This window comes from Escherichia sp. MOD1-EC5495, assembly GCF_002965965.1.
Taxonomy (GTDB): Bacteria; Pseudomonadota; Gammaproteobacteria; order Enterobacterales; family Enterobacteriaceae; genus Escherichia; species Escherichia ruysiae.
Genome location: NZ_PTRI01000013.1, coordinates 95927 through 110568, shown reverse-complemented (window position 1 = coordinate 110568; position 14642 = coordinate 95927). Strand labels below are relative to the sequence as shown.

The 14642-nt window shown below is 50.6% G+C and carries 12 protein-coding genes; 9 read left to right on the top strand and 3 right to left on the bottom strand.

The window, feature by feature from the left end:
* The 6 genes from ssnA to ghxQ all read left to right on the top strand — a co-directional run bounded on the left by ssnA (position 1) and on the right by ghxQ (position 9486).
* On the top strand, positions 1-1329 hold the full coding sequence (gene ssnA / locus BEG40_RS12585) for a putative aminohydrolase SsnA (protein WP_105285501.1): 1329 nt from the start codon (positions 1-3) through the stop codon (positions 1327-1329).
* A 50-nt stretch (positions 1330-1379) separates the two neighbouring features.
* A complete protein-coding gene (gene ygfM, locus BEG40_RS12580; RefSeq protein WP_105285500.1) occupies positions 1380-2159 on the top strand; it encodes a molybdopterin-dependent oxidoreductase FAD-binding subunit in 780 nt (259 codons plus the stop codon).
* Positions 2156-5026, top strand: a complete 2871-nt coding sequence (locus BEG40_RS12575) for a molybdopterin-dependent oxidoreductase Mo/Fe-S-binding subunit (RefSeq protein ID WP_105285499.1) — start codon at positions 2156-2158, stop codon at positions 5024-5026. The genes ygfM and BEG40_RS12575 overlap by 4 nt, the downstream gene beginning before the upstream one ends.
* A 332-nt stretch (positions 5027-5358) precedes the next feature.
* Positions 5359-6759, top strand: a complete 1401-nt coding sequence (gene xanQ / locus BEG40_RS12570) for a xanthine/proton symporter XanQ (RefSeq protein WP_001280174.1) — start codon at positions 5359-5361, stop codon at positions 6757-6759.
* 17 nt (positions 6760-6776) lie between these two features.
* Positions 6777-8093: a guanine deaminase gene (guaD, locus tag BEG40_RS12565; protein WP_010349348.1), complete on the top strand. Its 1317-nt coding sequence runs from the start codon at positions 6777-6779 to the stop codon at positions 8091-8093.
* 25 nt (positions 8094-8118) lie between these two features.
* Positions 8119-9486, top strand: coding sequence for a guanine/hypoxanthine transporter GhxQ (gene ghxQ / locus BEG40_RS12560; RefSeq protein ID WP_000012142.1), 1368 nt, complete (start codon positions 8119-8121; stop codon positions 9484-9486).
* Between the two features lie 35 nt (positions 9487-9521).
* On the opposite strand, the gene BEG40_RS12555 is transcribed toward ghxQ, so the two are convergent.
* Positions 9522-10010 carry a 4Fe-4S dicluster domain-containing protein gene (locus BEG40_RS12555; RefSeq protein ID WP_016159662.1) on the bottom strand — a complete coding sequence of 163 codons (489 nt, stop codon included), beginning with the start codon at positions 10008-10010 and terminating at the stop codon, positions 9522-9524.
* Positions 10007-11929 carry a formate-dependent uric acid utilization protein YgfT gene (gene ygfT, locus BEG40_RS12550; RefSeq protein ID WP_010349345.1) on the bottom strand — a complete coding sequence of 641 codons (1923 nt, stop codon included), beginning with the start codon at positions 11927-11929 and terminating at the stop codon, positions 10007-10009. Before ygfT ends, BEG40_RS12555 begins: the two co-directional genes overlap by 4 nt.
* Positions 11930-12363: 434 nt before the next feature.
* On the opposite strand from ygfT, the gene uacT reads away from it, so the two are divergent.
* Both uacT and yqfG read left to right on the top strand, forming a co-directional pair.
* A complete protein-coding gene (gene uacT, locus BEG40_RS12540) occupies positions 12364-13812 on the top strand; it encodes a urate/proton symporter UacT (protein WP_010347966.1) in 1449 nt (482 codons plus the stop codon).
* A gap of 1 nt (position 13813) precedes the next feature.
* Positions 13814-13939: a protein YqfG gene (gene yqfG / locus BEG40_RS12535; protein WP_016159664.1), complete on the top strand. Its 126-nt coding sequence runs from the start codon at positions 13814-13816 to the stop codon at positions 13937-13939.
* On the opposite strand, the gene BEG40_RS21745 is transcribed toward yqfG, so the two are convergent.
* Entirely contained in the window at positions 13936-14007 is a 72-nt protein-coding gene (locus tag BEG40_RS21745) for a hypothetical protein (RefSeq protein ID WP_123056740.1), read from the bottom strand. The genes yqfG and BEG40_RS21745 overlap by 4 nt on opposite strands.
* Before the next feature lie 54 nt (positions 14008-14061).
* On the opposite strand from BEG40_RS21745, the gene idi reads away from it, so the two are divergent.
* The gene (gene idi, locus BEG40_RS12530; RefSeq protein WP_001192778.1) at positions 14062-14610 is read left to right on the top strand and encodes an isopentenyl-diphosphate Delta-isomerase; all 549 of its coding nucleotides are present in this window, start codon (positions 14062-14064) and stop codon (positions 14608-14610) included.
* Positions 14611-14642 lie beyond the last annotated feature (32 nt).

Below are 14642 nucleotides of genomic sequence, written 5' to 3'. Positions count from 1 at the left end.
ATGTTGATTCTGAAGAATGTCACCGCAGTGCAGTTACACCCGGCAAAAGTGCAGGAAGGCGTCGATATCGCCATCGAAAATGATGTGATTGTCGCGATCGGCGATGCTCTGACGCAGCGTTATCCTGACGCCAGCTACAAAGAGATGCATGGCCGGATTGTGATGCCTGGGATTGTCTGCTCGCACAACCATTTTTACTCGGGACTTTCGCGCGGAATTATGGCGAACATCGCCCCCTGCCCGGATTTCATCTCAACGCTGAAAAATCTCTGGTGGCGACTCGATCGCGCCCTTGATGAAGAGTCGCTCTATTACAGCGGGCTGATTTGTTCACTCGAAGCAATCAAGAGCGGATGCACGTCGGTTATCGATCACCATGCTTCCCCGGCTTATATCGGCGGGTCGCTCTCGACGCTGCGCAACGCATTTTTAAAAGTTGGCCTGCGTGCGATGACCTGTTTTGAAACCACTGACCGTAACAACGGCATCACAGAGTTACAGGAAGGTGTAGAAGAAAACATCCGTTTCGCCCGTCAGATTGACGACGCGAAGAAAGCGGCTACCGAGCCATATCTGGTCGAAGCGCATATTGGTGCTCACGCGCCGTTTACTGTGCCGGATGCAGGTCTGGAAATGCTGCGCGAAGCCGTAAAAGCCACCGGGCGTGGTTTACACATTCACGCTGCTGAAGATCTTTACGACGTTTCTCACAGTCACCACTGGTACGGCAAAGATCTGCTGGCACGGCTGGCGCAATTCGATCTTATCGATAGCAAAACGCTGGTCGCCCACGGCCTGTATCTGTCGAAAGAGGATATCGCCCTGCTTAATCAGCATGACGCGTTCCTGGTACATAACGCCCGCTCCAACATGAATAACCATGTTGGTTACAACCATCATCTTAGCGATATCCGCAATCTGGCGCTGGGAACCGACGGCATCGGTTCAGACATGTTTGAAGAGATGAAATTCGCCTTCTTTAAACATCGTGACGCTGGTGGTCCGCTGTGGCCTGACAGTTTTGCCAAAGCCCTGACTAACGGCAACGAACTAATGAGTCGCAACTTTGGTGCGAAATTCGGCCTGCTGGAAGCCGGTTATAAAGCCGATTTAACCATTTACGATTACAACTCGCCAACACCGTTGCTGGCGGACAATATCGCCGGTCATATCGCTTTCGGCATGGGTTCAGGCAGCGTTCACAGCGTGATGGTCAACGGTGTGATGGTCTATGAAGACCGTCAGTTTAACTTCGATTGCGATTCCATTTATGCGCAAGCCAGAAAAGCCGCCGCCGGTATGTGGCGTCGGATGGATGCGCTGGCATAAATGACAGATACCCTCTTCCTTCAGGGAAGAGGGTTAAATAAGGAAAGAAGATGATTGAACAATTTTTCAGACCCGACTCTGTCGAACAGGCGCTGGAACTGAAGCGCCGCTACCAGGATGAAGCAGTCTGGTTTGCCGGGGGCAGCAAACTCAACGCCACACCAACCCGTACCGATAAAAAGATTGCCATTTCCTTACAGGATCTGGAACTGGACTGGGTTGACTGGGATAACGGTGCACTGCGGATTGGCGCAATGTCTCGCTTGCAGCCACTGCGTGATGCGCGATTTATTCCTGCAGCACTGCGTGAAGCCCTCGGTTTTGTTTACTCACGCCATGTTCGTAATCAGTCGACCATTGGTGGTGAAATCGCCGCCCGGCAGGAAGAGTCGGTGCTGCTTCCCGTCCTGCTGGCACTGGATGCTGAACTGGTTTTTGGCAACGGCGAAACGCTGTCAATCGAGGACTACCTGGCCTGTCCATGCGATCGTCTGCTGACGGAAATCATCATTAAAGATCCGTATCGCACCTGCGCGACTCGCAAAATTAGCCGTTCCCAGGCTGGGTTAACGGTGGTGACTGCGGCCGTTGCGTTAACCGACCACGACGGTATGCGAATTGCGCTGGATGGCGTCGCCAGTAAAGCACTGCGTTTGCACGATGTCGAAAAACAAAATCTGGAAGGTAATGCACTGGAGCAGGCCGTCGCCAACGCCATTTTCCCGCAGGAAGATTTGCGGGGCAGCGTGGCCTATAAACGCTATATCACGGGAGTTCTGGTAGCCGACCTGTATGCCGACTGCCAACAGGCTGGGGAGGAAGCCGTATGATTATCCACTTTACTTTAAATGGCGCGCCCCAGGCGCTAACCGTTAATCCTGGCGAAAACGTGCAAAAGCTGTTGTTTAACATGGGAATGCACTCTGTACGCAACAGTGATGATGGTTTCGGTTTTGCCGGTTCTGACGCAATTATCTTTAACGGTAATATCGTCAACGCATCCCTGCTTATTGCCGCACAGTTAGAAAAAGCAGACATTCGTACCGCAGAATCACTGGGCAAATGGAACGAGTTAAGTCTGGTTCAGCAGGCAATGGTTGATGTCGGCGTGGTGCAGTCCGGTTATAACGATCCGGCTGCGGCTCTGATTATCACCGATCTTCTCGATCGCATTGCCACACCTACCCGCGAAGAGATCGACGACGCGCTTTCTGGTCTGTTCAGCCGCGATGCAGGCTGGCAACAATACTATCAGGTCATTGAACTGGCGGTTGCGCGTAAAAATAATCCGCAGGCCACCATTGATATCGCTCCGACTTTCCGTGATGACCTTGAAGTCATTGGCAAGCATTATCCTAAAACTGATGCCGCGAAAATGGTGCAGGCGAAACCCTGCTATGTTGAAGACCGCGTAACGGCTGACGCCTGCGTCATTAAAATGTTACGTAGCCCACACGCTCACGCACTGATTACCCATCTGGATGTCAGCAAAGCCGAGGCTTTACCGGGCGTTGTTCACGTTATTACTCACCTGAATTGCCCGGACATCTACTACACACCTGGTGGTCAGAGCGCACCGGAACCGTCACCACTTGACCGCCGCATGTTCGGCAAGAAAATGCGTCACGTCGGCGATCGCGTTGCTGCGGTCGTTGCTGAAAGTGAAGAAATTGCGCTCGAAGCACTGAAGCTCATTGACGTTGAATATGAAGTGCTTAAACCGGTAATGTCGATCGACGAAGCAATGGCGGAAGATGCACCTGTCGTGCACGATGAACCGGTGGTGTATGTCGCTGGTGCGCCAGATACTCTGGAAGATGACAACAGTCATGCAGCCCAGCGCGGCGAGCATATGATCATTAACTTCCCTATCGGTTCTCGCCCACGCAAAAATATCGCCGCCAGTATTCATGGACATATTGGCGATATGGATAAAGGCTTCGCCGATGCCGATGTGATCATTGAGCGAACCTATAACTCAACTCAGGCGCAGCAATGCCCGACTGAAACACATATCTGCTTTACCCGTATGGATGGCGATCGGCTGGTTATTCACGCCTCCACTCAAGTACCGTGGCACTTACGCCGCCAGGTTGCGCGCCTTGTAGGTATGAAACAACATAAAGTTCATGTCATTAAAGAACGCGTAGGCGGCGGTTTCGGCTCTAAACAAGACATTCTGTTGGAAGAAGTGTGCGCATGGGCAACCTGCGTAACCGGGCGCCCGGTGCTGTTTCGCTACACCCGTGAAGAAGAGTTTATTGCCAACACTTCTCGTCACGTCGCGAAAGTCACTGTCAAACTGGGAGCGAAAAAAGATGGTCGCCTGACGGCAGTGAAGATGGATTTCCGCGCCAACACTGGCCCTTACGGCAACCACTCACTCACCGTACCGTGTAACGGACCGGCGCTGTCGCTGCCGTTATATCCGTGCGATAACGTCGATTTCCAGGTCACCACCTACTACAGCAACATTTGCCCAAATGGTGCTTATCAGGGTTATGGCGCACCGAAAGGTAACTTCGCTATCACCATGGCATTAGCGGAACTGGCTGAACAGTTACAGATCGACCAACTGGAAATTATCGAACGTAACCGGGTACACGAAGGGCAAGAGCTGAAAATTCTCGGTGCAATCGGTGAAGGTAAAGCGCCGACCGCTGTTCCTTCCGCCGCCAGCTGCGCACTGGAAGAGATCCTGCGTCAGGGTCGCGAGATGATCCAATGGTCGTCACCGAAACCGCAAAATGGTGACTGGCATATCGGTCGCGGCGTCGCCATTATCATGCAGAAATCGGGGATCCCGGATATCGATCAGGCTAACTGCATGATCAAACTGGAATCGGACGGTACCTTTATCGTTCATTCTGGCGGTGCGGATATTGGTACTGGTCTGGATACTGTGGTGACCAAACTGGCGGCAGAAGTGCTGCATTGCCCGCCGCAGGACGTGCATGTTATCTCCGGTGACACCGACCATGCGCTGTTTGATAAAGGCGCGTATGCCTCATCCGGTACTTGCTTCTCAGGCAACGCGGCACGTATGGCAGCGGAAAATCTGCGGGAGAAAATCCTGTTCCACGGTGCACAAATGTTGGGTGAGCCACTGGAAGATGTTCAACTGGCAACGCCGGGCGTCGTGCGCGGTAAGAAAGGCGAAGTGAGTTTCGGGGATATTGCCCATAAAGGCGAAACCGGTACTGGCTTTGGTTCACTGGTGGGAACAGCCAGTTACATCACGCCTGATTTCGCCTTCCCGTATGGCGCAAACTTTGCCGAAGTTGCCGTTAACACGCGTACCGGTGAAATCCGCCTGGACAAATTCTACGCCCTGCTGGATTGCGGTACGCCGGTCAATCCGGAGTTAGCGTTGGGACAAATCTACGGCGCTACCCTGCGTGCTATCGGACACAGTATGAGCGAAGAAATCATTTATGACACCGAAGGTCACCCGTTAACCCGCGATTTACGCAGTTACGGCGCACCGAAAATTGGTGACATTCCGCGTGATTTCCGCGCTGTGTTGGTGCCGAGCGACGATAAAGTCGGCCCGTTCGGGGCAAAATCGATCTCGGAAATCGGTGTAAATGGCGCAGCTCCGGCGATTGCTACCGCAATTCACGATGCATGCGGCATCTGGTTACGCGAATGGCATTTCACTCCGGAGAAAATACTCACCGCGCTGGAAAAAATATAAGTAATAAATGGCCGCTTCGGCGGCCTGGATTGCTGACAAATGCGAAATTGCCTGATGCGCTGCGCTTATCAGGCCTACATGTCGACTGCAATATATTGAGTTAGCATGATTTGGTAGGCGGATAAGGCGTTCACGCCGCATCCGGCATGAACAAAGCGCGATTTATCAACAATCTGTTACCGCTTCTGCGGCCTGTTTCTCTGTTTGAACGATGACTAAATAGTAACTGCGAAAATGAGATAAGCCGTTCTCAAGGCGTCCTGCGCCCCAAATTCGTGGGTATTTATTTTACTGATTCAGATGATCAAATTTACTTTAAAAGGAGTGAAGGGATGTCTGATATAAACCATGCAGGTTCCGACCTTATATTTGAACTGGAGGATCGCCCTCCCTTTCATCAGGCTATTGTTGGCGCAATTACCCATCTGTTGGCAATTTTCGTTCCGATGGTGACTCCCGCATTAATTGTGGGTGCGGCCTTACAACTTTCCGCAGAAACAACCGCCTATCTGGTTTCAATGGCGATGATCGCCTCCGGCATTGGAACATGGTTACAGGTAAACCGTTATGGCATCGTGGGTTCCGGTTTACTCTCCATTCAGTCAGTCAATTTTTCATTTGTTACCGTCATGATTGCGCTGGGCAGCAGCATGAAAAGCGATGGTTTCCACGAAGAATTAATCATGTCGTCGCTGCTTGGCGTTTCCTTCGTCGGCGCATTTCTGGTTGTCGGTTCTTCTTTTATCCTGCCTTATCTACGTCGGGTTATCACCCCCACCGTCAGCGGCATTGTGGTGCTGATGATCGGCTTAAGCCTGATTAAAGTCGGCATTATCGATTTTGGCGGTGGATTTGCAGCCAAAAGCAGCGGTACGTTCGGCAATTACGAACATCTCGGCGTTGGTTTATTGGTTTTGATTGTGGTGATCGGCTTTAACTGCTGCCGTAGTCCGTTGCTACGCATGGGCGGGATCGCCATCGGGCTTTGCGTCGGCTATATCGCGTCGTTATGTCTTGGCATGGTGGATTTCAGCAGTATGCGCAACCTGCCGTTAATCACTATCCCACATCCGTTCAAATACGGGTTTAGTTTCAGCTTTCATCAGTTCCTGGTGGTTGGCACTATTTATCTGCTTAGCGTACTGGAGGCAGTAGGCGATATCACCGCCACGGCAATGGTTTCCCGCCGTCCTATTCAGGGTGACGAATATCAGTCACGACTGAAAGGTGGCGTGCTGGCAGATGGCCTGGTCTCTGTTATCGCCTCCGCTGTCGGTTCATTACCGCTAACCACGTTTGCGCAAAATAATGGGGTTATTCAGATGACTGGCGTCGCTTCACGTTATGTCGGGCGAACCATCGCGGTTATGTTGGTTATCCTCGGGTTATTTCCGATGATCGGCGGCTTCTTCACCACTATCCCCTCGGCAGTTCTGGGGGGCGCAATGACGTTAATGTTTTCCATGATTGCCATTGCCGGTATCCGCATCATTATCACCAATGGCTTAAAACGCCGTGAAACACTTATCGTCGCCACCTCATTAGGTTTAGGTCTTGGTGTTTCCTACGATCCCGAAATTTTTAAAATATTGCCTGCCTCTATTTATGTATTAGTTGAAAACCCTATTTGTGCAGGCGGGTTAACTGCGATTTTATTAAATATTATTCTCCCTGGTGGCTACCGACAGGAAAACGTTCTGCCTGGTATTACCTCAGCGGAAGAGATGGATTAAAAGTAAAGGAGTCAATGATGTCAGGAGAACACACGTTAAAAGCAGTACGAGGCAGTTTTATTGATGTCACCCGTACAGTCGATAACCCGGAAGAGATCGCCTCTGCGCTGCGGTTTATTGAGGATGGTTTACTACTCATTAAACAAGGGAAAGTGGAGTGGTTTGGCAAATGGGAGGACGGAAAGCATCAAATTCCTGACACCATTCGCGTTCGCGACTATCGCGGCAAACTGATAGTTCCGGGCTTTGTCGATACACATATCCATTATCCGCAAAGTGAAATGGTCGGTGCCTATGGCGAGCAGTTGCTGGAATGGCTGAATAAACACACCTTCCCCACAGAGCGTCGTTATGAAGATTTAGAATATGCCCGCGAAATGTCGGCATTTTTCATCAAACAGTTATTGCGCAACGGCACAACCACGGCGCTAGTGTTTGGGACTGTTCATCCGCAATCCGTTGATGCGCTGTTTGAAGCCGCCAGTCATATCAATATGCGCATGATTGCCGGCAAGGTGATGATGGATCGCAATGCGCCGGATTATCTGCTCGATACCGCAGAAAGCAGCTATCACCAAAGCAAAGAACTGATCAAACGCTGGCACAAAAATGGACGTCTGTTATACGCCATTACGCCGCGCTTCGCACCGACTTCATCTCCCGAACAGATGGCAATGGCGCAACGCCTGAAAGAAGAGTTTCCCGATACGTGGATACATACCCATCTGTGTGAAAACAAAGATGAAATTGCCTGGGTGAAAGAGCTTTATCCTGAACATGATGGTTATCTGGATGTTTATCACCAGTATGGCCTGACAGGTAAAAACTGCGTCTTTGCTCACTGCGTCCATCTGGAAGAAAAAGAGTGGGATCGTCTCAGCGAGACTAAATCCAGCATCGCGTTTTGTCCAACCTCCAACCTTTATCTCGGCAGCGGCTTATTCAACCTGAAAAAAGCATGGAATAAGAAAGTCAAAGTTGGCATGGGGACTGACATTGGCGCAGGAACCACCTTCAACATGCTGCAAACACTGAACGAAGCCTACAAAGTATTGCAGCTACAGGGCTATCGTCTCTCAGCATATGAAGCATTTTATCTTGCCACGCTCGGTGGCGCGAAATCTCTGGGGCTTGACGATCTGATCGGCAACTTTATACCAGGCAAAGAGGCTGATTTCGTGGTGATGGAACCTACCGCCACACCGCTGCAGCAACTGCGCTATGACAACTCTGTTTCTTTAGTCGACAAATTGTTCGTGATGATGACGTTGGGCGATGACCGTTCTATCTACCGCACCTACGTTGATGGTCGTCTGGTGTACGAACGTAACTAATAATAAACCTCGTGAGGACATCATTATGTCTGGAGACATCCTACAAACACCGGACGCACCAAAGCCACAGGGCGCGCTGGATAATTATTTTAAAATTACCGCTCGTGGCAGCAGCGTTCGCCAGGAGGTACTGGCGGGTCTGACCACATTCCTCGCTATGGTTTACTCCGTTATCGTAGTGCCGGGAATGCTGGGTAAAGCAGGTTTTCCTCCCGCAGCGGTCTTCGTTGCCACCTGTCTGGTCGCAGGCTTCGGCTCTCTGCTGATGGGGTTATGGGCTAACCTGCCAATGGCGATTGGTTGCGCCATTTCCTTGACAGCATTTACTGCATTCAGCCTGGTACTTGGGCAACAAATTAGCGTTCCGGTAGCACTAGGGGCGGTCTTTCTGATGGGGCTGATATTTACCGCTATCTCCGTAACTGGCGTGCGAACCTGGATCTTACGCAATTTACCAATGGGTATTGCGCACGGTACAGGTATCGGTATTGGTCTGTTCCTGCTACTGATTGCCGCTAACGGCGTAGGTATGGTCATCAAAAACCCGATTGAAGGCTTACCAGTTGCGCTTGGGGCGTTTACCTCTTTCCCGGTGCTGATGAGCTTGCTGGGATTAGCGGTGATTTTCGGCCTGGAGAAGTGCCGCGTACCTGGTGGGATCTTGTTGGTCATTATCGCCATCTCGATCATCGGCTTAATTTTTGATCCGGCGGTGAAATACCACGGTCTGGTGGCAATGCCGAGTCTGACTGGCGAAGATGGAAAATCTCTGATTTTCAGCCTGGATATTATGGGCGCGCTCCAGCCAACCGTACTTCCGAGTGTACTGGCATTAGTGATGACTGCTGTGTTTGACGCCACCGGCACCATCCGTGCAGTAGCCGGTCAGGCGAATCTGCTGGATAAAGACAACCAAATAATCAACGGTGGCAAAGCCCTGACCAGTGACTCGGTTAGCTCAATATTCTCCGGTTTAGTGGGTGCGGCACCTGCGGCAGTTTATATCGAATCAGCGGCAGGAACCGCCGCCGGAGGCAAAACCGGTTTGACCGCTACCGTGGTTGGTGCATTGTTCCTGTTGATTCTGTTTTTATCTCCGCTGTCGTTTCTGATCCCTGGGTATGCCACAGCCCCTGCACTGATGTACGTTGGTCTACTGATGTTAAGCAACGTTTCGAAGCTGGATTTCAACGACTTTATTGATGCAATGGCCGGACTGGTGTGTGCCGTGTTCATCGTCCTGACCTGCAATATCGTTACCGGTATTATGCTGGGCTTTGTGACGCTGGTTGTAGGTCGCGTCTTTGCTCGCGAATGGCAAAAACTGAATATTGGTACGGTTATCATTACCGTCGCCCTGGTCGCGTTTTACGCTGGTGGTTGGGCTATTTAAGAGATTCTCCGCGCCTTTCAGCGCGGAGATTTCTATCAGAGAGGATTCTCGCCGCTGGCAGCAATACGCTGCTGGCGGATTTGCCTGAGTTCTCTCTCAGTCATCAACTGCAACGCCTGCGTTGGGCAAGATTCAACGCAGGCTGGCCCCTCTTCCCGCTGTTCACAGAGATCGCATTTCACGATGAGTTGGCGAGTATGTCCGGGCAAAGACTGAACAGTGATCATCCCAAACGGGCACGCACTGACACAACTCTGACAGCCAATACAGCGGGCAGAATTTGCCTGTACCACCTGTTCGCCCATCGTCAGCGCCTGCACGGGGCAAGCGCCAACACAAGGGGCGTTTTCGCACTGATGGCACATCACTGGCGCACTAATGTTGTTCAGACGCTGCACTTTTAAACGTGGGAGAAAGAAACTCGCATTCAACTCCTGTTCTAACGGATGGGCGACCACGCAAGCCACTTCGCAAGTACGGCAGCCAATACAGTCAGCTGGATTAACGATAATTAACGATTTCATCGCGATGCCTTCGTATTAAACATAGCTAACATATCGTGTGCCGCCTGTCTTCCTGCTGCCATTGCGGTGACGACCAGATCCGCACCATGAACGGCATCACCACCGGCAAAAACCTTTTTCAGATGCGTCTGGGTGGATAAATGCCCTGCATCGCCAGTTTTTATCAGCCCCCATTTATCAAGTTTAATGCCGCTGCCCTGCAACCACGGCATGGCATGTGCCTGGAAGCCAAAGGCCATAATCAGCACATCGGCGGGCAGTTCAAACTCAGATCCCGCCACCGGACGTGGACGACGGCGACCATCAGGCCCCGGCTCACCCATTGCGGTACGAATCAAGCCCACCGCCTTTAAGCGCCCGTTATCATCAAGAGCGATATATTGCGGCTGAACATTGAACAGAAACTCAACGCCTTCCTCACGCGCATTAACCACCTCTTTTCGCGAGCCGGGCATACTGACTTCATCACGCCGATAAGCACAGGTCACACTGGCGGCCTTCAGGCGAATGGATGTGCGCAGGCAATCCATTGTTGTATCGCCGCCCCCCAATACGACAACTCGCTTACCTTCTACATCCGTCAGCGGATACTCTGCAGACTCTGGCAGCCCCATCAACTGGCGAGTATGCGCGGTCAGAAACGGTAGCGCCTGAATCACACCGGGCGCATCTTCATGCGGCAGATCCGCTCGCATCATCCCGTAAGTCCCCACGCCAAGAAAAACAGCGTCATATTCTGTCGTTAAGTCGTTGAAAGAGATATCACGACCAATTTCACAGTTGAGATGAAAGTCGATCCCCATCGCGGTGAATATCTCCCGCCGCTGGCTTAACACCGCTTTATCGAGCTTGAAAGGAGGAATACCAAAGGTGAGCATACCGCCGATTTCCGGATGGCGATCAAAGACATCAACATGAACGCCGGCGCGCGCCAGGATATCGGCACACCCCAGTCCTGCTGGCCCGGCACCAATCACAGCTACCCGTTCCATACGCGGAACGACCTGGCTGACATCGGGACGCCAGCCCATCGCCAGCGCGGTATCGGTGATGTAGCGTTCCAGGTTACCGATAGAGACTGCGCCAGAGTGATCTTTCAAAGTACATGCACCCTCACAAAGCCGGTCCTGCGGACATACCCTGCCGCAGATTTCTGGTAAGGAGCTGGTCTGGTGGCAGAGTTCTGCCGCTTCAATAATCTTCCCTTCCTGTACCAGATGGATGTAATCCGGAATGGCGTTATGCAACGGACAATGCCAGTTACAGTTGGCTTTTTTGGCACAATAAACACAGCGGTCACTCTCATAAGTTGCTTGTTGCGGATCCAGTCCACAATAGATTTCGCCAAAGTGAGTCTTCCGCTCGCTCGCTGTAATTTTCTCTGCGCCTTTGCGCGGGTTAACGGGGAGCAACGCTGCACGGCGAGATGGCTGAGCATCTGATGACGCCTTTCCTTCTGCCGTTTTGCGCTGGCGGGTCATCTTTATCTGCTGTAACCCTTTATCGTCCATCAGCCTTAACGCCTGTGTTGGGCAGACCTCAATACAGGCTTGCGCGCCGGAACTGCGCTGGTTACAAAGGTCGCATTTCTGCGCAATAGAACCGACCATCTCGATTACGCCAAAGGGGCAAGCGATTGCGCATCTTTTACAACCAATACACTTTTGCTCGTCCAGTTGTACGCTATCAGGCTGGAAAGTCAGAGCATTTACCGGGCAAACCGTAACGCAGGGGGCATTGTTGCAATGATGACAGGCCACCGGATTCGCGTGCAGGCCTTTCCCAACAATGTGAATACGGGGTCTAAAGTCACTGTAGCTCTGCGGCCAGTTTTCTTGATTGTGTGCCGCCGCACAGGCAATTTCACAGGCATGACAGCCTATACATTCCGCAGCTTCAGCAGCGATAAACTTATTCATTTGCATCCCTTTCATTTGATGAGTTATGTCTTCTCAAATGTCGCGATGCAATAAACGGGCATATATTATAAAACGTGTCCGCTTTAATGATATTTTGCGACTGAGGTCAAATTATTACCCCTCAATCTGTGCCGCTTTCATTAATTAAACTCCATCGCTGAAAACAGAGTAATCCAACTCAAAAGCATTAAATGCGAGAGTGCAACATGCCAGAATGATTAAAGACATATCAATATGAGAAAATTAAAGATAATTCCATTGTCTTATTCTTTTCTCATTTTCTTGGTTTAACCAGGATTATGTGATTGCCTCCGCATTTCCATTCTATAACTTCCCTTCCTCGTTAAAACTGGCATCCCACGAGCATGTCATTAAACAGTTTTATTAACGTAAACGGTTGCATTTCACTCTGGCGAGCGAAAGGAGAATGACTGATGAGCGCCATAGATTCCCAACTTCCCTCATCTTCAGGGCAAGACCGCCCCACCGATGAGGTTGACCGCATATTATCACCAGGAAAGTTGATCATACTCGGTCTGCAACACGTACTTGTGATGTATGCAGGCGCAGTCGCTGTACCACTGATGATTGGTGACAGACTCGGCCTTACCAAAGAGGCGATAGCGATGCTTATTAGCTCCGACCTCTTTTGCTGCGGTATCGTCACACTTTTGCAATGCATTGGCATCGGTCGTTTTATGGGGATTCGCCTGCCCGTTATTATGTCAGTGACCTTTGCAGCTGTAACGCCAATGATAGCTATCGGAATGAACCCGGATATCGGGCTGCTGGGGATTTTTGGCGCAACCATCGCAGCCGGATTTATCACCACATTATTAGCGCCGCTTATTGGTCGCTTAATGCCTTTGTTCCCACCGCTGGTTACCGGTGTGGTTATTACCTCTATCGGGCTGAGTATTATTCAGGTGGGCATTGATTGGGCTGCGGGAGGTAAAGGAAATCCGCAATATGGTAATCCCGTTTATTTAGGAATCTCCTTCGCAGTCTTAATTTTCATCTTGCTTATTACTCGCTATGCAAAAGGCTTTATGTCCAATGTTGCCGTATTACTGGGGATTGTTTTTGGCTTTTTACTTTCATGGATGATGAATGAAGTCAATTTATCCGGGCTGCATGATGCTTCGTGGTTTGCGATTGTTACGCCGATGTCGTTTGGTATGCCGATTTTCGACCCCGTTTCTATTTTGACCATGACCGCAGTTCTCATCATCGTATTTATTGAGTCGATGGGGATGTTCCTGGCACTGGGTGAAATAGTCGGTCGTAAGCTCTCTTCGCACGACATTATTCGCGGGCTGCGCGTGGATGGCGTAGGAACCATGATCGGCGGAACGTTTAACAGTTTTCCGCATACATCTTTTTCACAAAACGTCGGTCTGGTCAGCGTGACGCGCGTTCATAGCCGCTGGGTGTGTATTTCTTCGGGGATTATTTTAATTCTGTTCGGCATGGTGCCGAAAATGGCGGTGCTGGTGGCTTCCATTCCGCAATTTGTGCTGGGCGGCGCGGGGCTGGTGATGTTCGGCATGGTGCTGGCAACAGGGATTCGGATTCTGTCGCGCTGTAACTACACCACCAACCGTTACAACCTTTATATTGTGGCAATCAGTCTCGGCGTTGGCATGACTCCGACGCTTTCTCACGATTTTTTTTCTAAATTACCGGCCGTACTGCAACCGTTACTGCATAGCGGCATTATGCTCGCAACCCTTAGCGCCGTTGTGCTGAACGTCTTCTTTAATGGCTATCAGCATCATGCTGACCTGGTGAAGGAATCCGTCTCTGATAAAGATCTAAAAGTCAGGACAGTACGTATGTGGCTTCTGATGCGCAAGCTGAAGAAAAATGAGCATGGAGAATAATATGAATCTTTTAATGCGCGCTATATTCAGTCTGTTATTACTCTTAATGATCTCCATTCCTGTCATTTCTGACTGCGTTGCAATGGCTATTGAAAGCCGCTTCAAATATATGATGTTGCTTTTTTAAATGGTCTTTCTCTGTCGGCATCCGCTCAAAACGGGCGGTTGTCGATAAACGCTCACTTGGTTAATCATTTAACACTTCTGTTATCTATAATGACGAGTGATTAGAATTACATGTGAGAAATTATGCAAACGGAACACGTCATTTTACTGAATGCACAGGGAGTCCCTTCGGGTACACTGGAAAAATATGCTGCACACACGGCAAATACCCCCTTACATCTCGCGTTCTCCAGTTGGCTGTTTAATGCCAAAGGGCAATTATTAGTTACCCGCCGCGCACTGAGCAAAAAAGCATGGCCGGGTGTGTGGACAAACTCGGTTTGTGGGCATCCACAACTGGGAGAAAGCAACGAAGACGCAGTGATCCGCCGTTGCCGCTTTGAACTGGGTGTGGAAATAACATCACCAGAACTGGTCTATCCTGACTTTCACTATCGCGCCACCGATCCGAGTGGCATTGTCGAAAATGAAGTGTGCCCGGTATTTGCCGCTCGCGTAATCAGCGAGTTACAGCCCAACAATGATGAAGTGATGGATTATCAATGGTGTGATTTAGCAGATGTATTACACGGTATTGATGCTACGCCGTGGGCGTTCAGCCCGTGGATGGTGATGCAGGCAGCCAATAGCGAAGCCAGAAAACAATTGTCTGCATTTACACAGCTTAAATAAAAAACCCCGACGGTTGCCGGGGTTATGTGCTT